21 protein-coding genes are annotated in these 22441 nt (G+C 60.7%); 9 read left to right on the plus strand and 12 right to left on the minus strand.

From position 1 onward, the window contains the following. Window positions 1-5 precede the first annotated feature (5 nt). The gene (map, locus tag HJB83_RS17435; protein WP_207581364.1) at window positions 6-764 is read left to right on the plus strand and encodes a type I methionyl aminopeptidase; all 759 of its coding nucleotides are present in this window, start codon (window positions 6-8) and stop codon (window positions 762-764) included. A 71-nt stretch (window positions 765-835) separates the two neighbouring features. Here the strand turns inward: map and HJB83_RS17440 are convergent, their stop codons facing one another. Then, window positions 836-1411 (minus strand): PadR family transcriptional regulator, encoded by a 576-nt coding sequence (locus HJB83_RS17440; RefSeq protein ID WP_221132482.1) that lies wholly within the window; start codon window positions 1409-1411, stop codon window positions 836-838. A gap of 166 nt (window positions 1412-1577) precedes the next feature. Here HJB83_RS17440 and HJB83_RS17445 point away from each other — a divergent pair, with 166 nt between their 5' ends. Together HJB83_RS17445 and sbmA are read left to right on the plus strand one after the other, a co-directional pair. After that, window positions 1578-2762 carry a YbfB/YjiJ family MFS transporter gene (locus tag HJB83_RS17445; RefSeq protein ID WP_207584350.1) on the plus strand — a complete coding sequence of 395 codons (1185 nt, stop codon included), beginning with the start codon at window positions 1578-1580 and terminating at the stop codon, window positions 2760-2762. 217 nt (window positions 2763-2979) lie between these two features. Then, the gene (gene sbmA, locus HJB83_RS17450) at window positions 2980-4245 is read left to right on the plus strand and encodes a peptide antibiotic transporter SbmA (protein ID WP_207581362.1); all 1266 of its coding nucleotides are present in this window, start codon (window positions 2980-2982) and stop codon (window positions 4243-4245) included. A 213-nt stretch (window positions 4246-4458) separates the two neighbouring features. Here sbmA and HJB83_RS17455 read toward each other — a convergent pair whose 3' ends face one another. Further along, complete coding sequence (locus tag HJB83_RS17455; protein WP_207581361.1) at window positions 4459-5448, minus strand: polysaccharide deacetylase; 990 nt, start codon at window positions 5446-5448, stop codon at window positions 4459-4461. A gap of 121 nt (window positions 5449-5569) precedes the next feature. Here HJB83_RS17455 and HJB83_RS17460 point away from each other — a divergent pair, with 121 nt between their 5' ends. From HJB83_RS17460 to der, 3 genes are all read left to right on the plus strand, one after another. Further along, window positions 5570-6154, plus strand: coding sequence for an NnrU family protein (locus HJB83_RS17460; RefSeq protein WP_207581360.1), 585 nt, complete (start codon window positions 5570-5572; stop codon window positions 6152-6154). A gap of 206 nt (window positions 6155-6360) precedes the next feature. Further along, complete coding sequence (locus tag HJB83_RS17465) at window positions 6361-7044, plus strand: tetratricopeptide repeat protein (RefSeq protein WP_221117879.1); 684 nt, start codon at window positions 6361-6363, stop codon at window positions 7042-7044. A 16-nt stretch (window positions 7045-7060) separates the two neighbouring features. Beyond that, window positions 7061-8485 (plus strand): ribosome biogenesis GTPase Der, encoded by a 1425-nt coding sequence (gene der, locus HJB83_RS17470; protein WP_207581358.1) that lies wholly within the window; start codon window positions 7061-7063, stop codon window positions 8483-8485. Window positions 8486-8720: 235 nt separating this feature from the next. On the opposite strand, the gene HJB83_RS17475 is transcribed toward der, so the two are convergent. After that, window positions 8721-9158 carry a MarR family winged helix-turn-helix transcriptional regulator gene (locus tag HJB83_RS17475; RefSeq protein WP_207581357.1) on the minus strand — a complete coding sequence of 146 codons (438 nt, stop codon included), beginning with the start codon at window positions 9156-9158 and terminating at the stop codon, window positions 8721-8723. A gap of 159 nt (window positions 9159-9317) precedes the next feature. On the opposite strand from HJB83_RS17475, the gene HJB83_RS17480 reads away from it, so the two are divergent. After that, complete coding sequence (locus HJB83_RS17480; RefSeq protein ID WP_207581356.1) at window positions 9318-10331, plus strand: alpha/beta hydrolase; 1014 nt, start codon at window positions 9318-9320, stop codon at window positions 10329-10331. Window positions 10332-10337: 6 nt separating this feature from the next. Here the strand turns inward: HJB83_RS17480 and HJB83_RS17485 are convergent, their stop codons facing one another. Both HJB83_RS17485 and HJB83_RS17490 read right to left on the minus strand, forming a co-directional pair. After that, window positions 10338-11519 carry a glycosyltransferase family 1 protein gene (locus HJB83_RS17485; RefSeq protein WP_207581355.1) on the minus strand — a complete coding sequence of 394 codons (1182 nt, stop codon included), beginning with the start codon at window positions 11517-11519 and terminating at the stop codon, window positions 10338-10340. A gap of 238 nt (window positions 11520-11757) precedes the next feature. Continuing rightward, window positions 11758-12798, minus strand: a complete 1041-nt coding sequence (locus tag HJB83_RS17490) for a glutamine synthetase beta-grasp domain-containing protein (RefSeq protein WP_207581354.1) — start codon at window positions 12796-12798, stop codon at window positions 11758-11760. 431 nt (window positions 12799-13229) lie between these two features. Here HJB83_RS17490 and gstI point away from each other — a divergent pair, with 431 nt between their 5' ends. After that, window positions 13230-13421 (plus strand): glutamine synthetase translation inhibitor GstI, encoded by a 192-nt coding sequence (gene gstI / locus HJB83_RS17495; RefSeq protein WP_003581258.1) that lies wholly within the window; start codon window positions 13230-13232, stop codon window positions 13419-13421. Window positions 13422-13482: 61 nt separating this feature from the next. Here gstI and HJB83_RS17500 read toward each other — a convergent pair whose 3' ends face one another. The 7 genes from HJB83_RS17500 to HJB83_RS17530 all read right to left on the minus strand — a co-directional run bounded on the left by HJB83_RS17500 (window position 13483) and on the right by HJB83_RS17530 (window position 20473). Continuing rightward, complete coding sequence (locus HJB83_RS17500) at window positions 13483-14403, minus strand: sugar kinase (protein WP_221132483.1); 921 nt, start codon at window positions 14401-14403, stop codon at window positions 13483-13485. Window positions 14404-14543: 140 nt separating this feature from the next. Further along, the gene (locus HJB83_RS17505; RefSeq protein WP_207581352.1) at window positions 14544-14885 is read right to left on the minus strand and encodes a hypothetical protein; all 342 of its coding nucleotides are present in this window, start codon (window positions 14883-14885) and stop codon (window positions 14544-14546) included. A gap of 133 nt (window positions 14886-15018) precedes the next feature. Continuing rightward, complete coding sequence (locus HJB83_RS17510; protein ID WP_207581351.1) at window positions 15019-16005, minus strand: ABC transporter ATP-binding protein; 987 nt, start codon at window positions 16003-16005, stop codon at window positions 15019-15021. Next, window positions 15998-17005 (minus strand): ABC transporter ATP-binding protein, encoded by a 1008-nt coding sequence (locus HJB83_RS17515; protein WP_207581350.1) that lies wholly within the window; start codon window positions 17003-17005, stop codon window positions 15998-16000. The genes HJB83_RS17510 and HJB83_RS17515 overlap by 8 nt, the downstream gene beginning before the upstream one ends. Window position 17006: 1 nt before the next feature. After that, a complete protein-coding gene (locus HJB83_RS17520; protein WP_207581349.1) occupies window positions 17007-17924 on the minus strand; it encodes an ABC transporter permease subunit in 918 nt (305 codons plus the stop codon). Continuing rightward, entirely contained in the window at window positions 17921-18844 is a 924-nt protein-coding gene (locus HJB83_RS17525; RefSeq protein ID WP_207581348.1) for an ABC transporter permease subunit, read from the minus strand. The genes HJB83_RS17520 and HJB83_RS17525 overlap by 4 nt, the downstream gene beginning before the upstream one ends. Before the next feature lie 48 nt (window positions 18845-18892). Then, on the minus strand, window positions 18893-20473 hold the full coding sequence (locus tag HJB83_RS17530) for a peptide ABC transporter substrate-binding protein (RefSeq protein WP_221132484.1): 1581 nt from the start codon (window positions 20471-20473) through the stop codon (window positions 18893-18895). A 286-nt stretch (window positions 20474-20759) separates the two neighbouring features. Between HJB83_RS17530 and HJB83_RS17535 the strand changes: the two genes are divergently transcribed. Beyond that, window positions 20760-22406, plus strand: coding sequence for an alpha-glucosidase family protein (locus tag HJB83_RS17535; RefSeq protein ID WP_221132485.1), 1647 nt, complete (start codon window positions 20760-20762; stop codon window positions 22404-22406). The last annotated feature ends 35 nt before the right edge of the window (window positions 22407-22441 follow it).

The following is a 22441-nucleotide window of genomic DNA, read 5'->3' on the forward strand; positions in this document are numbered from 1 at the left end:
GACGAATGGTTATCGCAAACGACGACGAACTGGCGAAGCTCAAGGAGATCGGCCGCATCTGCGCCAACGCCATCCAGGTGATGGCGGCGACGATGGAGCCCGGCATGACGACGCTGGAACTCGACCGGATCGGCCGCAAGGTGCTTGAGGATTCGGGCGCGCGCTCGGCGCCGGAGTTCTGCTACCAGTTTCCCGGCGCCACCTGCATCAGCATCAATGAGGAAATCGCCCACGGCATTCCCGGCCCACGCGTCATCCGCGCCGGCGACCTCATCAATATCGACGTTTCGGCTGAGAAGGACGGCTTCTTCGCCGATACCGGTGCCTCCTTCGCGATGCCGCCCGTCAAGCAAAAGATCGAGCGGCTCTGCCGCGACGGCAAGCGGGCGCTCTGGGCCGGCCTCAACCAGGTGAAATCGGGCGAGCCGCTCGCAAAGATCGGCACCGCCGTCGGCGCGTTCGCGCAGAAGAACCGCTACACGCTGGTCGCCAATCTGGCGAGCCATGGCGTCGGCCGCTCGCTGCACGAGGAGCCGGCCGAGCTCTCGACCTGGCCGGACCCTTCAGAAAAACGCATGATGACGGAAGGTCTCGTCTTCACCGTCGAACCGTTCCTGTCGCTCGGCGCGACATGGGCGGAAGGCGGCGACGATGCGTGGACGCTCTATGCCGATCCAAAGGCGCCAACGGTGCAATATGAACATACGGTGGTTGCAACGCGCAACGGGCCGGTGGTGCTGACCTTGCCGGATGGGCGGGCGTAGGGCGCAGCCTCGAAGCACGCCGCAACGCTGCTCCTTGCATTCATCGGACGGGCCGAGCACCAACCTCGTCCTCAACCGCGCGTTTCCGGCTTGCCGCCCTGCAGGATTTCGGTGGCGGCGCGTTCCAATATGCCGGCGATGCGGGCGGCTTCGGGTTTCGACCAGGGATAACGCATGCGCAGGGCCGAGCGCAGTAGCATGCGGGCAGCGCGAATATCGCCGCCGTCCTGCATGAAATCGCCGTCATCACCCTCGTCGGCGCCGTGGCGGTCGGTTTCGAACACACGCTTCACATAGGCCATCTTCTCGCCGATGCGCTCGAGCTTGGCGAGCGTGTGCAGGATCATGTCGCGGTTTTCCTCGACGCGGCGACGGCCGGCCTCGGTGATACGATAGAGCTTCTTGGTGCCCTCGGCCTCCACTTCGGCAAGACCGGTTTCCTCGAGATAGGTGAGCGCGGGATAAATGACGCCGGGGCTCGGTACATAGAAGCCGCCAGAGCGCTCCTCCAGCAACTTTATCAATTCATAACCGTGGCGCGGTTGCTCAGCGAGCAGCGCCAGGATGACGAGCTGCAGATCGCCGGCAGCGAACTTGCGGCCCATGCGGAAAGCTTCGCCGAACATGCCGCCTTTAAAACCTCTCATGAGTTTTCCTTTCATCAGCAGATATATCGTTGGTTATGTCGTAAAACATATATCGTAAGATAGTCTTTTTCAAGGGAAGCGAGGAATTTTTCATGTTTCCGGAAATTGATCGATCGATCAGAATTACTTGATTGTGATGCAGATGCTGCGGCGCGATAAGCGCTGCATGCTCGAGCGCATCCGTCACTCCCCGCCGAACCTCGTTTCCACCGCCGCTGCCGGCGCCGTCGCTATGGCCGCCGCCATGGGCTTCGGGCGCTTCTCCTACACGCCGATCCTGCCCGGCATGATCAGCGGCGTGCCGCTTTCGGCTGCGGATGCAGGCTTCATCGCGTCGGCGAATTTCCTCGGTTATCTCGTCGGCGCTGTGTTTGCCGCCTATGGCTGGGCTGCGGGGCGCGAACGACTGGTGGCGCTTTTGTCGCTGCTGGCGACCGCGATCCTGCTTGCGGCCATGGCCGCCACCCAATCCGTCGCGGTCTTTGCTGTCATCCGGTTCCTCGCCGGCCTTGCCAGCGCCTTTGCGATGGTCTTCACCTCGTCGATCGTGCTCAGCCACGGGGCTGCTGCCGGTAATGACCATGTGCAGGCGGCGCATTTCGGCGGGCCGGGGGCGGGTATCGCACTATCCTCGGTCATGGTGTTTCTCATCGGCCTTGGTTATCACGACGGGCCGGGCGGCTGGCGGGCCGACTGGATCGGCGGAGCGCTCTATTGCGCGGCAAGCCTCGTCGTCGTCTTCCTGTTGCTGCCGTCAGCCCCGGCGCAATCGGCGCAATCGGGCAAGGAGCCGGCGCTTGTCTGGAGCCGACCGATGGTGCTGCTAACGTTGTCATACGGCCTGTTCGGCTTCGGCTACGTCATCACCGCGACCTTCCTCGTCACCATCGCGCGCCTTTCGGCGACAGGACCCTTGGTCGAATTCCTTTGCTGGTTCATCGCCGGGCTGACGTCGGCGGTGGCGCTGTTTGCCTGGAAGCCGCTTGTCAGGCGGCTCGGGCTTGGCGGCGTTTATGTCGCAGCCCTTCTGATCGAGGCGGCCGGCGTGCTTGCGACTGTGGCATTGCCGCATTCCGCCGCGCCGCTGGTCGGCGGTGCGCTGTTCGGGGCGACCTTCCTGGCGATCACGGCTTACGGGCTGCAGATCGGCCGCAAGCTTTCGCCGGAAAGCCCGCGGCGGATACTGGCGATGATGACGGCTGCCTTCGGTGTCGGCCAGATCGTCGGGCCTGTTGTTGCCGGCTGGATCGCCGAGCGCAGTGGCAATTTCACCGCCCCAACAGTGATCGCCGCCATCGCCCTTGTTGCCTGCGCAGCGTTGGTGATGCCGGTGATCAAGAAAATCGCATAGAGCGATTCAGCTTCGCAGAACTGCTCCATAATTTTGTCTCTACGCAATTCCGGACGGAAAACCGCTTCCCACTTTTCCTGGAATTGCTCTAACCCGTTACATCTCCGTAACAATGGGCCGAACCCATTGCTGCTTCCTTCGAACTGCCTTAGTTTCCGGCAAAATCAGTGTTCCGTGACACTCCCGAGACTCACAGTTCAGGAAAGCAAAGCTCCCCGTGTTTCATTCCTTTTTTCCGCAGCCGAAGGCGTTCTTTACCTCGCTTGTTGTTTGGACGCTGATTTCCATCGCCGGCTGGTATCTCTTTGCCGCTAATCTCGGTGCATCGCTCGGCTATGCGCCGGTCGCCGAGGAACAGCAGCCGATCGACCTGTCGTTCTTCCTGCTGCCCGAAAATGTCTGGTTCTACAGCTATTTCTTCCTTACGGCGGTGATCTTCTGCGGCGCATGGCATCTGAAGGCGCTGCACCACCCTTGGAAGCTGTGGTCGATCTGGGGTTCGGCGCTGATTATTTTCGTCACCTATTTCGGCGTCCAGATCAGCGTCGTGATCAACAACTGGCGCCGGCCATTCGGCGACCTGCTGCAGAACGCATTGTCGAAGCAGCCAGGCATTTCCGTCGACAATTTTTATAGCTTAATGTGGGTCTTCTGTCAGATCGCGTTCCTCAGCATGTTCGTGTCGATCATGACCGACTTTTTCACCAGCCACTATATCTTCCGCTGGCGCACGGCGATGAACAATTTCTACATGTCGAAGTGGGAAAAGCTGCGGCACATCGAAGGCGCCTCGCAGCGCGTTCAGGAAGACACGATGCGCTTTTCGAGCACGCTCGAAGGTCTCGGCATCAGCCTCATCAACTCGGTGATGACGCTCGTGGTATTCCTTCCGATCCTTCTGGCGCTGTCGCATTATGTGACGGAACTACCGTTCATTGGGCCGGTGGCGAATTCGCTCTTCTGGCTGGCGCTCTTCTGGTCGGCGTTCGGAACGGTTTTGCTGGCGGTCGCGGGTGTCAAGCTGCCGGGCCTGAACTTCCGCAACCAGCGCGTCGAAGCGGCCTATCGTAAAGAACTGGTCTATGGCGAGGACCATGCGGAACGGGCTCAGCCGCTGACCGTCACCGAACTCTTCGGCAACGTTCGCCGCAACTACTACCGCATGTATTTCCACTACATGTATTTCAATGTCGCCCGCTATTTCTATATCCAGGCCGACGCACTCTTCGTGGTCTTCATGCTGGTGCCGACGATCGTGGCGGGCACTATCACCTACGGTATCTTCCAGCAGATCTCGACCGCCTTCGGGCAGGTCAGCAACTCGTTCCAGTATCTCGTCAACTCCTGGACAACGATCATCGAACTGCTCTCCATCCACAAACGCCTCAAGGCCTTCGAGGCAGCAATCGACGATGAGCCGCTGCCGGATATCGACCAGCGTTATCTGGAGCGTGATGCTGGTGTCGTGCACGCCGACGGTTGATGAGTGGGGTTGCCTGGATGGGGAAGGGCACGTGGGCATTCGATGACGGCATGCCGTGCGGCCCCTCATCCGACCCTGCGGGCCCTCTTCTCCCCGCCGGGGAGAAGAGGGAGTCGAGGCGCCGCTGCTTGTCTCTTCTCCCCTCGGGGAGAAGGTGGCGGCAGCCGGATGAGGGCCCCACACGGCACCACACCTCATTCCAAAAATAACTTATTACAGCCCTGACGACTGCTGCAATTTCCCGCGGGCCTCGATCAGCGAGATCGCTTCGGAATAGCTGACGCAGGCGACGTCGGCGCGATGGCAGACGTCGCCGACCAACCGGTCGAGGGCGCGCCAGTAGGCGCCGCCGTTCATTTCGACGAAGTGGAAGCCGAGCTGGAGGGGGGTGCGGCCGCCGGCATATTGTTTGTCGAAAGCTTCTTTGAAGGCCGAATAGGCGCGCTCCTCGAAGGCAGCGCTGTCCACTCTGTCTTCTTCACCCTTGGAATGGCGGACGAAGAGATTGTAGTCCATGCCGATGATCGGCTTTTCGCTCGGGCCCTCGGGGATCAGCGGCAGGCCGAAGCGGATGATGCCGTCTTCCTCGACCGGCATGGCCGGACCTTTGGTGACGAGGCTTGCGTCATAGCTGAAACCCGCCTTCTTTTCGGCGGCGATCATATCGGCGCCCGCCGTTGCGGAAAGATAGGGTGCGCGAAAACCCTTGATGCCATGGTCGACCAGATCCCGCCAGCCGGCCGGCTCCTGGAGGCCGACGCTTGTCCAGGCATTTTTCAACGTCGCGTGGAAGGTGGCGTATTCGGCCGACCAGTCGGCCTCGCTCCAGAGACGGCCATCGAAATGGCCGCAGGCATGGCTCGATATGTCGTGGCCTTCGAGATGGGCGTGCCAGATATTGCCGAGCCTTTCGCGGATCTCGTCGTCGCTCTGGGCGAAGCCGACATTGGATTTGCCGCGCTTCTGATGCGGCGCCTGGTAGGCCTTCTTCGCCGCCTCGTTCATCAGGAAAGTGCAGGAGAGGAAATAGGTAAAGTGGGCGCCGTTCTTCGCGGCCATCTCGCGGCTCTTCAGCCAGAGCGCATTGTCGTGGGCGCCGTCGAACGAAATGATGACCAGCTGTTTCGGCCGGTCGGCCGCCTCTGCCATCGTCGGCAGGAGGAACGACACAGCCAGACAGGTGGAGAGGAGATGACGAGACATGGACACCGCGACAATTTGTTCGCGATTTCCCTCCGATAGAATTGCGGCGAAGCTGCGGTCTTACTGGCATTTTTTCACGCCAGCCGGTAAGCCATGACAAACGGCACGGAAGGGACCCGCAATGACTTTGCTTATCGTCGGCATTATACTTTTCCTCGGGGTGCATTTGGTGCGGGTGGTATCGCCCGGCTTCCGCCGTTCGATGATCGCAAGCCTCGGCGAAAAGGGGTGGCGGGCGGCCTATTCCATCGCGAGTCTGGCGACGCTGATCCTATTGATCTACGGCTTCGGGCGGGCGCGTGAAGTAACCGGAATGCTTTACAATCCGCCGGTCTGGATGGCGCATATCACGATCACGCTGATGCTGATCGCAATGATCTGTCTCGTCGCCTCGCTATTGCCGGCGGGGCATATCGCCACCAAGACCAAACATCCGATGGTGCTGTCGGTGAAAATCTGGGCGCTTGCCCATCTGCTCGCCAATGGTGAAACGTCGTCGGTGCTGTTGTTTGCGGCCTTCCTCGCCTGGGGCGTCATCCTGCGCATCTCGCTGAAAAGACGGCAGCGGGCGGGCGAGATCGTGCTTCGGCCCTTCGTCTCGGCCAAATACGACCTCTATGCCGTTATCATCGGCATCGTCGTCTGGGCGCTGATCATCTGGAAGCTGCACGAATGGCTGATCGGCGTTTCGCCGCTCGCCATGTGACCTGCGCATACCCCCGAAAATCGATTCCGATTTTTGGAAAGGATTATACGCGGATTCAAAGTGTTAGAGCGTCCTTGGCGCGTCTGAAAAGACGCGCGGCGCTCTAATCTTTCATATCCCCCTTACAACGGCGGCAAAATGGAGTAGAAGGCCCGACAATGTGCGTTTTGCACAACGTATAGGTATTTCCGCGGCCGGAGACGAGAATGGCATTCAACGACGACAGCTTCATCCGTGAAGTCAATGAGGAATTGCGCTCCGACCAGATGAAGGGCGTCTGGCGCCGGTTCGGCCGCTATATCATCGTCGTCGCCATCCTGATCGTCGCCGGCACCGCCGGCAAGGTTCTCTTCGAATATTGGGACGATACCCGCTCCTCGGGCGCCGGTGACCAGTTCCTGGCGGCGATGAAGCTTGCCGACGAGAACAAGAATGACGAGGCGCTGGCCGCGCTCGACAAGCTCGAAAAGGAAGGCCACGGCGCTTATCCGGTGCTGGCGCGCATGCGGGCCGCGACTGTCGAAGTCCAGAAGGGCGATACCGCTGCGGCGATCGCTTCCTTCAACGAGATCGGCAAGGACAATGGTGTTCCGGCCGCCGTGCGCGATGCCGCCAAAATGCGGGCCGGCTGGCTGCTCATCGAAAACGGCTCTTACGAACAGGTTTCGGCCGCGATCGAGGAAATGGCCGTCCCAGGCAACGCTTTCCGCCATTCGGCACGCGAAGCGCTCGGCCTTGCTTCCTTTAAGGGCGGCAACATGGCGCAGGCTCGGCAGTGGTTCCAGTCGATCGTCGATGATACCGACAGCCCGCGCAATGTTGCCAATCGCGCCCACATGATGCTTGATCTCATCACCGCATCCGGCAAGGCGCCCGCCGCGCAGGGCTGAGTTTTAAGGAAAAAGAATGAGTTTCACGGTCGCGATCGTCGGTCGTCCGAATGTCGGCAAGTCGACCCTTTTTAACCGCCTGGTGGGTAAGAAGCTGGCGCTCGTCGATGACACGCCGGGTGTGACCCGCGACCGCCGTCCGGGTGATGCGCGGCTGATGGGCCTGACCTTCACCATTATCGACACGGCCGGTCTGGAAGAGGCCGACGCGGAAAGCCTGCAGGGCCGGATGCGCGCCCAGACGGAAGCGGCGATCGACGAGGCGGATCTTTCGCTTTTCATCGTCGACGCTAAGAGCGGATTGACGCCCGTCGATACCGATCTTGCCGAAATGCTGCGCCGGCGCGGCAAGCCGGTGGTTCTCGTCGCCAACAAATCCGAGGCGCGCGGCTCCGACAGCGGCTTCTACGACGCCTACACGCTCGGGCTTGGCGAGCCGACGCCGATTTCGGCCGAACACGGCGAGGGCATGCTCGATCTGCGTGATGCGATCGTCGAGGCTATCGGCAAGGACCGGGCTTATCCGGCGAAGGAGGAGGTCGCCGTCACCAACGTCGACATTCCTCAGTCTGAAGGCGAGGGCAGCGATGAGGACGAAGAGCCTGCCTATGACGACACCAAGCCTTTGCGCGTGGCGATCGTCGGGCGGCCGAATGCCGGCAAGTCGACGCTGATCAACCGTTTCCTCGGTGAGGACCGGCTTTTGACCGGGCCGGAGGCGGGCATCACTCGCGATTCCATCTCGGTCGAATGGGATTGGCGCGGCCGCACCATCAAGATGTTCGATACGGCAGGCATGCGACGCAAGGCCAGGGTGATCGAGAAGCTGGAAAAGCTCTCTGTCGCCGACGCGTTGCGCGCCATCCGTTTCGCTGAGACAGTGGTGATCGTCTTCGATGCGACGATCCCCTTCGAGAAGCAGGACCTGCAGATCGTCGACCTGGTGCTGCGCGAGGGCCGCGCGGCCGTTCTCGCTTTCAACAAGTGGGATATGATCGAGGACCGGCAGGCGGTGCTTGCGGACCTTCGCGAAAAGACCGATCGGCTGCTGCCGCAGGCACGGGGCATCCGCGCGGTGCCGATCTCCGGCCAGACCGGCTGGGGCCTCGACAAGCTGATGCAGTCGATCATCGACACCGACATGATCTGGAACAAGCGCATTTCGACGGCGAAGCTCAATCGCTGGCTGGAAACGCAACAGATCCAGCATCCGCCACCGGCCGTTTCCGGCCGCCGCATCAAGCTGAAGTACATGACGCAGGTCAAGGCTCGCCCGCCGGCCTTCATGATTTCCTGCACGCGCTCCGACGCGCTGCCGGAATCCTATACGCGTTATCTGATTAACGGGCTGCGTGCCGATTTCGACATGCCGAGCGTGCCGATCCGTATTCATTTCCGTTCGGCTGAGAATCCGTTTGAAGGCAAGAAGAGGCGGACGTAGGGGTTCTTGGGGCGCCAGTTGGCGTTTGTGGAATATCCGTTCGCGTCGTGCCTGGGGTTACCCCTGCCGGGCATCTCCCCCACAGGTGGGGAGATCGGCTGGGCGGACCCGCTCGCTCCAGCATCAATTGTTTGGGGAGATGCTATCCGCGAGTCGATCTCCCCCCTTGTGGGGGAGATGCCCGGCAGGGCAGAGGGGGTAACCCCAGGTACGACCTATCTCGATCGTCTTGAACCTAAGCCACGCTCTTATTCAGCGCCTCGCGTAGCGCCACGATCTCAGCCTGTAGCCGAGTAAGATCCGCCGCATCGCGACCGCTGGCCTCGGCGATGCAGCCCGGTATGCCAGTCGCTTTTTCCTTCAGCCGCTTGCCTTCTTCGCTGAGGCGGATGACGACGACGCGCTCGTCCTCGCGGCTGCGTTCGCGCCTGATATAGCCGGCGCTTTCCAGGCGTTTGAGCAGAGGGGTCAGCGTGCTCGATTCCAGGAAGAGCTTTTCGCCGAGGCCGCCGACGGTCTGGCCGTCCTGTCCCCACAGCGCGACCATGGCCAGATATTGCGGATAGGTGAGGCCGAGTGCGTCGAGAAGCGGCTTGTAAACGCGGTTCAGCGCATGGCTTGCCGTATAGACGGCGAAGCAGATGAAATCGTCGAGCTTCAGCTGATCCTGCATGGTCATCTCCAGAACTGAGCGAGTTTATATCGTGCGATAAATAATCGCAAGCGTCTTTTTGGCATGGCAGATATGCGGATATGTAGATTGTGCAATAAATAGTCGTGCGCGATACAAAAGCCGTGTTTACGCCGAACACGGAACCGAGAGGACAAGACAATGTCGACCATCAAGACCGCAGTTTCCGCAGCAGCACTCCTGGCAGCCTCCGCCGCCGGCGCGCTTGCTGATCCGGTACTCGAGCCGACAACGCAGAAGTTCATCGATGGCCTTGCCGGCGGCAAGCCGATCTATACGCTATCGCCGACCGATGCCCGCAATGTTCTGGCCGGCGCGCAGAAGGGCGATGTGAAGAAGCCTGCGGCGCAGGAAGAGGATAAGGTCATCAAAACAGGCCCGACCGGCAGCATCAAGCTGCGTATCGTCCGCCCGGAACAGGCCAATGGCACGCTGCCGGTCATCCTCTATTTCCATGGCGGCGGCTGGGTGCTCGGCGATGCGGATACGCATGACCGGCTGGTGCGCGAGATCGCCAACGGCGCCAATGCCGCCGTCGTCTTCGTCGATTACGAACGCTCGCCGGAGGCCCGTTATCCCGTTGCCATCGAGCAGGCCTATGCCGCAACCAAATATGTCGCCGAGCATTCCAAGGAGCTCAACGTCGATGCCGGCAGGCTCGCGGTCGCAGGCGACAGCGTCGGTGGCAACATGGCGGCGGTGGTGACGCTGCTTGCCAAGGAGCGCGGCGGTCCCGCCATCGACCAGCAAGTGCTGTTCTACCCGGTCACGGACGCCAATTTCGACAACGGTTCCTATAACCAGTTCGCCAATGGCCCGTGGCTGACCAAGGAAGCGATGAAGTGGTTCTGGAACGCCTACCTGCCCGACGAAGCCAAGCGCAAGGAGCCGACGGCTTCGCCGCTGCAAGCCTCGTTGGAGCAGTTGAACGGCCTGCCGCCGGCGCTGGTCATCGTCGACGAGAACGACGTGCTGCGCGACGAGGGCGAGGCCTATGCCCGCAAACTCAGCCAGGCTGGCGTCCGAGTCACGTCAATGCGTTACAACGGCACGATCCACGATTTCGTGCTCTTGAACGCCATTGCCGAAACGCCTGCTGCACGCAGCGCGATTGCGGTTGCGAACGACACGCTTCGCAACGCTTTGCACAAGTAGGACGGATTAGTCCGCGGAGGGGAGAGGCCCGGCGGTTTCGCCGGGCTTTCTGCTTCTTGGAAGTGACTTGGCAAATTGCCAAGCCTTCTTCCATTTCGGCGTGATGACGCCGTTGGCAGCGCGGATGTTGTTGATGAACTGCAGCGTCGCCGCTTCCCAGGAATATTGCATGGCAAGCTCGCGCGCCTTGCCGCGCGAGGCGGAAAGCGCGGCAAGGCAAGCGGCCTGAAGGTCCTGGTCCAGCGCGCCGACGTCGCTGTCTTCGCCGATGATATCGAGCGGGCCGGTGACCGGATAGGCTGCGACCGGCACGCCCGATGCCAGCGCTTCGAGGATGGTGTTGCCGAAAGTGTCGGTGAGCGAGGGAAAGACAAAGACATCGGCCTGGGCATAGGCGTTCGCCAGATTCTCGCCGAATTTCACGCCGGTAAAGTGCACCTCGGGATACCGCTGCTCCAGCTCGGCGCGTGCCGGGCCTTCGCCCACCACAACCTTCGAACCCGGCAGGTCGAGATCAAGAAAGGCCGGCAGGTTCTTTTCCAGGGCCACGCGGCCGACCGTCATGAAGATCGGGCGAGGAAGGCCGAATGGCTTCTCTTCAAGAGGCATCGGATGGAATTGCGTGGCGTCAATGCCCCGGGTCCAGGGCATGAGGTTCTTGATGCCGCGTGCAGCAAGCTCGCGAGCAAGGCTCGGCGTCGCGACCATGCACCCAGCGCCGCCATTATGGAACCAGCGTACGAAGGCATAAAGCCAGCTCTGCGGTATCGGCAAGCGGGCGGAAACATATTCGGGAAAGCGCGTGTGATAGCTGGTGGAGAAGGGCATGCCCTTACGCAGGCACCAGCGGCGAGCGGTCAGCCCCAGCGGGCCTTCGGTGGCGATATGCACATAGGAAGGATTGTGTTTTTCGATCTCGCGGGCGATGCGGCGGTAATTGGCGATCGACAGGCGGATTTCGGGATAGGTCGGGCAGGGGATGCTGTTGAAGCGCTCCGGCGTGACCATCGAAACCGCAACGCCCATCGTCGCCAATTCGCGGTTGGTGTTCTCGATCGAGCGCACGACGCCGTTGACCTGCGGATGCCAGGCATCGGTGACGATCACCAGACGTTCGGGCAGGTTGCCGGCGGCTGTAGCATTGGCCCAGCTCTCGCCATGATGAGTGTTTGCTGGACGTTGCAGCATGTCACAATTTCCATCCGCGTTGCCTCGATATGCAACGCTTAGCCCCAAAGCGGGGTTCCGGAACGGCGATTCCCGCCTGCCTATTTTGAGGCATGATCATGATGGAAATATTACAGCCGCATGCCAGCGGTTGCAGGGCTTTCAGCCGCCGGATTCCCGCGATTATGTCAGCGGTCGATCGCGGCTTTCGTGCGGAACGAACGACGGCGCCGGTCGTGGACCGGCGCCGTTTGGAAGGTTAAGCGGCGGCGGAAGCCGAGCTTGCAGTCGGAACTTCCGAAATCGTCTTCAGAACCTGCGAAGCGATCTGGTAGGGGCAGCCCTGAGAGTTCGGACGGCGGTCTTCCAGATAGCCCTTGTAATCGTTCTTGACGAAGGAGTGCGGGACGCGGATCGAAGCGCCACGGTCGGCAACGCCGTAGGAGAACTTGTTCCACGGTGCCGTTTCGTGCTTGCCGGTCAGGCGCTTGTCGTTGTCGGGACCGTAGACTTCAATGTGGTCCATCAGGTTCGTTTCGAACTGCGCCATCAGCGCTTCGAAATAGGCCTTGCCGCCGACTTCGCGCATGAACTTGGTCGAGAAGTTGCAATGCATGCCCGAACCGTTCCAGTCGGTGTCGCCGAGCGGCTTGCAGTGATACTCGATGTCGATGCCGTACTTTTCGGTCAGGCGCTGCAGCAGGTAGCGAGCCATCCAGATCTGGTCGGCGGCTTTCTTGGAGCCCTTGCCGAAAATCTGGAATTCCCACTGGCCCTTGGCCACTTCGGCATTGATGCCTTCGTGGTTGATGCCGGCAGCGAGGCAGAGGTCGAGATGTTCTTCGACGATTTCACGGGCGACGTCGCCGACGTTCGAATAGCCGACGCCGGTGTAATATGGACCCTGCGGAGCCGGGTAGCCCTGCTCGGGGAAGCCAAGCGGACGGCCGTTCTGGTAGAAGAAGTATTCCTGCTCGAAACCGAACCAGGCATCTTCATCGTCGAGAATGGTTGCGCGAGCGTTGCTCGAGTGCGGCGTGACGCCATCGGGCATCATGACTTCGCACATGACGAGCGCGCCGTTGGTGCGGGCCGGGTCGGGATAGATGGCGACGGGCTTCAGCACGCAATCGGAACTGCGGCCTTCGGCCTGCATGGTCGACGAACCGTCGAAGCCCCAGAGCGGAAGCTGTTCCAGCGTCGGGAATACGTCGAATTCCTTGATCTGCGTCTTGCCACGCAGGTTCGGTACCGGAGTGTACCCATCGAGCCAAATATACTCGAGCTTATATTTTGTCATCGTGACTCTCTCAATGCGACAAAGGTGAGCAAATCCGGAAGCGATTTCGGCGCGTAAAGCGCATCCGACCGCCAGGGGATGACACTTTAAAAGCACGTAGCGTGCCAGTTTGGCTGAGGGAGAAGAAAAAATCGCAAATCGGCAGGCCAACATGCGTTTTCTTTTGCCGAAACCACCCCGTTTTGACGGGGGAAGGCCGTATCATCAGCAGGAAACCGAGTTTTTCGCTGCGGAACCGGATGAAAATTTCGGCGTTAGCTTGGGAGTGATGAAGTGTTGAACAAATAGGCGGACGCTCTCGGCGCAGACAGCATATCGATCAATCATAATATATCGATGCATATAATTTGTGCAATTTGCATAAACTATGGGCACCGTGTTATGGTCGTAGCCTTGAATGTTGATGCGCCGAACTGAATGGAGGCGATCTCATGCCCACCGGTTTCCACCGTGAATCTGCAACGATCTACCAGTTTCCCGTTAAGCCGACGCGGACCGCCAATCGGTTCGAACGCGCCCGGCTGATGGAACGCGAGGCAGCCGACGTCTGCGACGCAGCGCTTGACAGCTGCTGGTATCATGACGAGGCGGTTCGCGAGTCCGATCGGCCGACGAAGTCCTGATTTTTTATCCCCGCAACCCGGGGCAAAAACTTCAACAGGCGAGCGCGCTTGCGCGTGCGGGTCAGCCGCCCTTCAATCCAAGCTTGTCCTTTGCCACCAGCGCGCCGTGTTCACTGACGACGTGGGCTGCAACGCCTGCGGCGAAGCCGGCTGCTGCGGTTGCGTCCTCTGTTTCAAGATAGTGTGCGAGGAAGGCGCCGTTAAAACTGTCGCCCGCGCTGGTGGTATCGACCACCTTCTCCACCTTTTCGGCCGGAACGAAGCTCTCTTCGCCGGCAAAGTTCAATCTCACCCCATCCGCGCCGTTCTTGACGACGACGTCGGCGGCGCCGAGTCCGTGATAGCGGTGGATCGTCGCCTCGATGGAATCATCACCGAAATGGGCGGCCTCGTCGTCGAAGCTCGGCATCACGAGCACGGACGAGCGAGCGCCCTCGCTGATCGTCGTGTGCATGATGTCATAGCTCGACCACAGGCGGGGGCGGATGTTCGGGTCGAACACCACCAGCTTGCCGGCGGCCTTGGCGCGGCGGATTTCGGCGAGCAGCGTCGTGGCATCCTCCGGCGGCAGGATGGCAAGGGTGATGCCGGAGAAATAGACGACATCAGCGCTTTCCACCGCCTCACGCAGGCGATCCGGGTCGGCCGCGAGGCTGCGGGCAGCCGAATTATCGCGCCAGTAGCTGAAGGAGCGCTCGCCGTTTATCAGGTTGATCATGTAAAGGCCGGGCGTCTTGCCCTTGATGCGGTGAATAAGGCTGGTGCCGATGCCTGCCTTGTCGATGAAGGCCACCATCTCATCCGACATGGCGTCCTCGCCGAGGGCGGTGAAATAATCGACCGACCAGTCGGCGGCAAGGCAGGCGCGGGCATACCAAGCGGTGTTGAACGTATCGCCGGCGAAACCTTTGCGCAGCAGGCCGTCACCTGCCTGCGAGAGTTCCACCATGCATTCACCGATCGATAGAAACCGTCTGCTCACCTTGCCCTCCCGGCATTGCTCTTCATCGCTGATACGCGGAGCCAGCCAGAGTGACAAGCGCTGATATCATTGGCGCCGATATCGCGGGAGGTAAAAGCCCGCCCTCGAGACGCGGCGAAGGCGGGCGCTGCGAGGGCTGCCTATTCGTGGATGGTGTAGCTGCCCATCTGGCAAAGATCCTGCGTATCTTCGGTGGTTTCGAGGTTTGATCCTTCCTCGAACTCGAAGCGCATATCGTATTTGCAGACGGTGCGGCCATCGGCGATGGTGATGTCCATGCTTTCGCCCGGATTGAGAACTTCATCGCCGAAGACGTCCTCTTCCCAGTTGTCGACGCCGGTTGGAGCGCTGTAGAAGCGCGCCAGGACGGAGTTCGTGCCGTTGGTCAGCTTGAACTTCAGATCTTCGGCATGCGACGAAGCGGCGGAGGCAGCGATAATCGCGGCCGCAACCGCGATCAATCCTGATAGTTTCGATCTCATATATGCGTTCCCCAGCCCTTGATTGGGCGGGAAAGAAATAGCACGTGCGCGGATAAATCTTTCTTATCGGGGATTTTAGAACCCAAAATAAGTCCGCTTTTCCAAGCGCTTCATCCTGAAGTTGCGTGGCCGCTCATGGCCTGTCCATATGATAACAGGCGGCCTTCTGACCGGGGCGGACTTCCTCGGTCGGCGGCATTTCGGTGCGACAGATATCGGTCGCCTTCCAGCAGCGCGGCGAGAAGACGCAGCCTTTCGGCGGGTTGAGCGGCGAGGGCGGATCGCCCTGCAGGCGGATGCGGGTGCGCAGCCGCGCGAGCTTCGGATCCGGGATCGGTGCTGCGGAAAACAGCGCCTGCGTATAGGGGTGAGCCGGATGATCGAAGACGGTGGCGCAGTCGCCGGCTTCCACCACCCTGCCGAGATAGAGCACCAGAACATCGTCGGAGATCAGCCGCACGACGGAAAGATCGTGGCTGATGAAGATCAGCGTCAGGCCGAATTCCTTGCGCAGCTTGCGCAGAAGCGTGATGACCTGGCCCTGGATCGAAACGTCGAGAGCCGAAACCGGCTCATCGCAGATGATGAGCTTCGGTTTGGTGATGACGGCGCGGGCAATGCCGATGCGTTGCGCCTGGCCGCCGGAAAATTCGTGCGGATAACGGTTGATCATCTCCGGCACCAGGCCGACGGCGGTCATGATCTCGCGGACGCGTTCGGTGCGCCCGGCCTTCGAAAGTTTCGGCTCGAAGACGGTGAGCGGCTCGGCGATGATGTCGCCGACCGTCATGCGCGGGTCGAGCGAGGCGATCGGATCCTGGAAGATGATCTGCATGTCGCGGCGGGCGGCGCGCATTTCCTCTTCAGACAGGTCGAGAAGGTTGCGGCCCTGCCAGAGGATGCGGCCCTTCTGCGATTTCAGCAGCCGCAGGATGGAGCGGCCGAGCGTGGACTTGCCGCAGCCGGATTCGCCGACAATGCCGAGTGTGCGGCCTTCTGCGAGGTCGAAGCTGACATTGTTGACGGCGGTGAGGAAAATCGGCGGTTTGAACAGGCCCTTCGCCGGCAGTTCGAACTGGGTCGTCAGGTTCTCGACCCGCAGAAGCGATCGTTCAGCCATGGCTCAGCAACTCCTCACGACGCGGGAAGGGATGGTAGCAGGCGGCGCAGTGGCGCGGCGCCAGTGTTTCGAGTGACGGCGGACGGTCGATGCAATCGTCCTGGACCTGGGAACAGCGCGGCGAGAAATTGCAGCCCTTCGGCAGGTGCTGCAGGTTCGGCGGGCGCCCGGGGATGACGACGAGATCGTCGACATCCTGGTCCGGCCGCGGGATCGAGGCATGAAGCGCCGCCGTATAGGGATGGGCCGGGTTGTCGAAGAGTTCGTCGACGGGCGCTTCCTCGACGATGCGGCCGGCATACATAACGGCGACGCGGTCGGCGAGGCCGGCGACGACGCCGAGATCGTGGGTGATCATGATGAGTGCCGTGTTCATCTCCGCCGTCAGATCGTTGAACAGATCGAGGATCTGTGCCTGGATGGTGACGTCGAGCGCCGTCGTCGGTTCGTCGGCGATCAGCAGCTTCGGTTTGGTAAGCAGCGCCATGGCAATGACGATACGCTGGCGCATGCCGCCGGAAAGCTCATGGGGATAGAGATGGAAGCGCCGCGTCGGGTCGGGGATGCCGACGCGTTTCAGCATGTCGAGGGCCGCCTCGGATGCAGCTCGCGCCGTCAGGCCGCGGTGGACCTCGAGCTGTTCCGTCAGCTGCCGGGAGATCTTCAGCGACGGGTTCAAGGCGGTCATAGGGTCCTGGAAAACCATCGCCATGTCCTTGCCGCGGATCTGGTCGAGCGCGCGCGGCTTCAGCGACAGTACGTCCTTGCCTTCGAGCAAGGCCTGGCCCGTCGTCCTGCCGTTCTTGGCGAGCAGGCCCATGATGCCGAGGAAGGTCTGGCTCTTGCCGGAGCCGGATTCGCCGACGATGGCGATGCGTTCGCCGCGCCGGACGGTGAGATTGATGTTCGAGACCGCCTTCACCTCGCCGTCAGGTGTTTTGAAGGTGATCGAATAGTCCTTGAGTTCAAGGAGTATTTCTTTCTGCGTTTCATGGGGCATTCTAGCGATCCTTCGGGTCGAACGCATCGCGCAGGCCGTCGCCGATGAAGAGCAGACTGAGCAGTAGCGCCACGAGGAAGCTTGCCGGGAAGATCAGCAGCCACGGCATGCTTTCCATGGCATCGCTCCCCTCGGCGATCAGCGTGCCGAGCGAGGTCAGCGGTTCCTGGACGCCGAAGCCGAGATAGGAAAGAAAGCTTTCGGTGGCGATGATCTCGGGCACGGTCAGTGCTGCGAAGATCACTACGGGTCCGACGAGGTTCGGAATGATGTGCTTGAGGATGATCTTGAGCGGTCTCTGCCCGGAGGCACGGGCCGCCTCGATGAATTCCCGGTGCTTGATCGACAGCGTCTGGCCACGCACGATGCGGGCCATGGTCAGCCATTCCAGCGCGCCGATCGCGGCGAAAAGCAGATAGACGTTGCGGCCGAAAATTACCATCAGCAGGATGACGAAGAGGATGTAGGGGAACGCGTACATGATGTCGACGAAGCGCATCATGATCGCGTCCAGCCTGCCGCCAATATAGCCCGAAATCGCACCGTAAAGTACGCCGATGACGACCGAGACGACGGTCGCCGTCAGCGCCACAGCAAGGGAGATGCGGGTGCCGTAAAGCACGCGAGCGAGAAGGTCGCGGCCGTTCGGGTCGGTGCCGAAATAATGGCCGGTCTCAATCGAGGGCGGGATGCGGAAGGCGGCCCAATCAGGATCCTCGTAGTTGAAAGGAATGAACCAGGGGCCGAGGAAGGCGGCGAGGATCAACAGCGCCAGGACCACGATCGATAGGACGGCCGCCTTGTTGCGCCCGAGACGGCGCAGTGCATCCTTAGTGAGCGAACGGCCTTCGGGTGCCAGGCCCTCCGCTTCCAGAAGCTCCTGGGCGAGCAGCTCGCGTTTTGCGGGGTTGAGGATCATCGGTTTCTCACTTTCGGGTCGAGCCAGGCATAGGCGATATCGACCAGAAGGTTCAGGAATACGATCAGCACCATGTAGAAAATGACCGTGCCGAGAACCATGCCGTAATCGCGGTTCAGCGCTGCGTTGACGAAGTAGCGGCCGATGCCGGGCAATCCGAAGATGCTTTCGACAACGAGCGAACCAGTGAGAAGATAGCTTGCCGCCGGCCCGAGATAGGAGACGACAGGCATCAACGCCGGTTTCAGCGCATGACGCATTACCGTCAGCCGCGGGCCGATGCCCTTGGCCTTGGCTGTTCGGATGAAGTTCTGGTTCATCACCTCGATCATCGAGCCACGGGTGATGCGCGAGATGCGGCCTGCATGCGGCAGAGCCAGAACGACGATCGGCAGGACCAGGTATTTGATCGAGCCGTCACCCCAGCCGCCGACCGGAAACCAGGCGAGATGGATGCCGAAGATAAGCTGCAGGATCGGCGCGATCAGGAAGTTCGGCAGCACGACGCCGACCAGGATGAGAGCACCGAGAATGTAATCCGGCGTCTTGTTCTGGTAGAGCGCCCCAAGACAGCCAACGGCGACGCCGATGATGATGGCGAGCACGAAGGCGGCCGTGCCGATGGTGAAGGTGTAGGGCAGACCGATCATGATCTGCTGTGCGACGGTAAAATCCTCGCTGGCGAAGGAGGGGCCGAGATCGCCCCGGAGCAGGTCACCGACATAGATCAGGTACTGCTGAATCAACGGCTTGTCGAGATTGTAGTGGATCGCGAGGTTCTTCAGGATCACCGGCGGCAATGGCCTTTCGCCATCGAACGGGCCGCCGGGGGCAAGGCGCAAAACGAAAAAGCAGGCTGTGACGGCGATCCACAGAACGGGGATCGTCGAAAGCAATCGACGGAGGGCGTATTTGATCATGGTCGTGGGCCGGTCCTTCCAGCAGTGCGCGAGAAGGACCGTTTTCCCTTACTCTTTCATCGACAGCCAACGGGTGCGGTGGATGTCCTGGATGTTGTCGACGAAGCCTTCGATCTTCGGAGAAACGACGTTCTTCGAAACGTAGTAGTAGATCGGCAGGGCGGCGGAATCATCCAGCGCCAGCTGCTCGGCCTTCTTGAAGATTTCGGCGCGCTTTTTCAGATCCGTCTCGGCGTTGCCGTCCTTGATCAACTTGTCGTACTCGGGATTGGACCAGCGGCCGTAGTTCATCTGGACGCCTGTGACCAGGAGATTCAGGAAATTGTCCGGATCGTTGTAATCGGCGAGCCAGCCAGCGCGGCCGATCTGCACCTCGCCGCGCTGCAACTGGTCATAGTGCACCTTGGTCTCGGCATTGACGAGTTCGACATTGACGCCGAGCGGCTTCCACATCGAGGCGATCGCAACGGCGATGCGTTTGTGGTTGTCGTTGGTGTTGTATTTGAGCTCGGCAGTCAACGGATGATCCGGGCCGAAACCGGCTTCCTTCAGCAGCTTCTTGGCTTCTTCGACCTTGTCCTTATAAGGAAGGTCCTTCCAGGAGACGTAGGCCGGTTCGCCGTAGTTTGCGGTACCCGGCGGAACCCAGGAATAGGCCGGCAGTTCGCCGGTGCCGAGAATCTGCGGGCCGATGACTTCGCGGTTGATCGCCATGGAGAGAGCCTGGCGCACGCGCTTGTCGGCGAAGGGCGGCTTGGTCGAATTGATTACGTAGTAGTAGAGGCCGGAGAAGGGCGCCACATGCGCCTGGCCAGGCAGGTTCTTTTTCATCCACTCGTACTGGTCGGTCGGGAAGTCGGTGAGGATATCGAATTCGCCGGCGCGGTAGCGTTTCAGCGCGGCTTCCTGGTCTTCGAGCACGAAGAACTTCGCGCCGTCGATCTTCAGGTCCTTGGCGCCGTACCACTGGTCGTTCTTGACCGTGGTGACATGCGAGCCCGGAACCCATTCGACCGGCTTATACGGACCGTTAGTAACGATGTTGCCGATCTTGACCCAATCCTGCCCCTTCGCCTCGACGACGTGCTTGGGCAGCGGATAGGCGGTGTAATGCATCAGGGCATTGAGGAAATAGGGGGTCGGATTTTCAAGGGTGATTTCGAGTGTCTTGTCATCGATCGCCTTGACGCCGAGCTCGTTGAGATCGGTGATCTCACCCTTGTTGATCTTTTCGGCATTCTTGATGGTGAACTGCAGATAGGCATAATCGGCGGCGTTCTTCGGGTCGACGAGGCGCTGGAAGGCGAAGACGAAGTCTCCCGCCGTTACCGGCTGGCCATCGGACCACTTGATGCCGTCGCGAAGTTTGAAGGTGTAAACCTTGCCATCAGGCGAAACCGTCCAGCTTTCTGCCTGGCCGGGGACCGGATTATCCTTGGCGTCCTCGGTGACCAGACCTTCGAAGATGTCGCCGGCGATACGATTTTCCCAGTCTCCGGAAAGCTTCTGCGGATCGAGCGACTGCGGGTCGCCACCATTGTGAATATTCAGTGTGGCGGCATGCGCCGAAAACGCCAGCAATGTGCCAAGCATTGCAGAGGCGAGAAATTTTTTCGTGAACTGGTTCATGGTGGGTCCACCTTTCTAGGCTTTGCGCCTTTATTAGACATCTGTTCCCGACGTTTGACCTCTTACGTGCAGGTCAGCGCGCACCTTATCGCAAAGGAATCGCGTTGCAACCCCAAATCCGGACGCTGGAAACGGGTTGTGGATAAGCCTATATGCGTCTCCTCCTTGTCGGATCGCGACGACGCGTCGCTGCCCTCCTAACCGCCTCCATTAAGGCCCCACCCTGGTTGTCTTTTGCCCCGTCCGCTTTAGTGTGGCGGCGCAGACGAGGCAGGAGATTTAGTCGATGGCATTGCAAGCAGGCGGGAATGCGGACTGGTGGCGCGGCGCGGTGATCTATCAGGTATACCCGCGCTCGTTTCAGGACACCAACAGCGACGGGCTCGGCGACCTCAAGGGGATCACCCGCCGGCTGCCGCATATTGCCAGCCTCGGCGTCGACGCGATCTGGCTTTCGCCCTTCTTCAAGTCGCCGATGGCCGACATGGGTTATGACGTTTCCGATTATTGCGATGTCGACCCGATCTTTGGGACGCTCGCCGATTTCGACGAGATGATGGCCGAGGCGCACGGGCTCGGCATCAAGGTCGTCATCGATCAGGTAATCTCGCACACGTCCGACCGGCATCCGTGGTTCGTCGAGAGCCGGACAAGCCGGACCAATCCCAGGGCGGACTGGTATGTCTGGGCCGACCCGAAGCCGGATGGCACGGCGCCGAATAACTGGCTGTCGATCTTCGGCGGGCCGGGCTGGGAGTGGGACGGCGTGCGCCGGCAATATTACCAGCACAATTTTCTGACCTCGCAGCCGGACCTGAATTTCCACAGCAAGTCCGTGCAGGATGCGGTGCTGGAGACGGTGAAGTTCTGGCTCGACCGCGGCGTCGACGGCTTCCGGCTGGATACCGTCAACTATTATTTCTGCGACAAGCAGCTCAGAAGCAATCCGCCGCATGAGCCTGATGAGGATGATGCCGGCCTCGATGCGCCCGACAGCAATCCCTATGGCATGCAAAACCACCTCTACGACAAGACGCAACCGGAAAACGTCGATTTCCTCAAACGCTTCCGGTTGCTGCTTGACCAATACGAGGATCGTACGACCGTCGGCGAAGTCGGCGACGGCGGGCGTTCGCTGAAGACGGTGGCCGCCTATACCAGCGGCGGCGATAAGCTGCATATGTGCTACACATTCGACCTCTTAGGACCGGATTTCACCGCCGAGCATATTCGCGGCTGCGTCGAGGCTTTCCAGAAGTCGGTGACCGACGGCTGGGTCTGCTGGGCTTTTTCAAACCACGACGTCATGCGCCATGTCAGCCGTTTCGCGCTGACGGCCGATGAGCGGCCCACCATCGCCAAGCTGGCGATCTCGGTGCTTGCGGCGTTGCGTGGTTCGATCTGCCTCTACCAGGGCGAGGAGCTCGGCCTGCCGGAGGCAGAGCTCGCCTTCGAGGATCTGCGCGATCCCTACGGCATCCGCTTCTGGCCGGCCTTCAAAGGCCGCGACGGATGCCGCACACCCATGCCTTGGGAAGCAGGCAAGGCGCATGCGGGCTTCACGTCTGCAGAAAAGAGCTGGTTGCCGGTGCCTTACGAGCAGGCGGCACTTTCCGTGGATACGCAGGAGGGGATCGACAGCTCGGTGCTGCATCATTACCGCAAGACGCTCGCATTCCGAAAAAAACACCCGGCGCTGATCGACGGCGAGATGACCTTCATCGGCACCAACCAGGATCTGCTCGTCTTCACCCGCGAAAAGGACGGGGAAAAACTGCTCTTCGTTTTCAACCTGACGCGCAAGCCGGCGGAATTCCGCCTGCCTGAGGGCTTGGTGCTGGGCGAACCGCTTGAGATGCCGGGCTTTGAACCGGTGTCGGCTTCGGGGCTGGCGAAGCTTGCGGCGCTGGACGGGTTCTGTGCGCGGGTCTGATGTCCACGCTATCGCCGCGCAGGAGATCGGGCTTG

The organism is Rhizobium sp. NZLR11, from assembly GCF_019685115.1.
Lineage (GTDB): Bacteria > Pseudomonadota > Alphaproteobacteria > Rhizobiales > Rhizobiaceae > Rhizobium.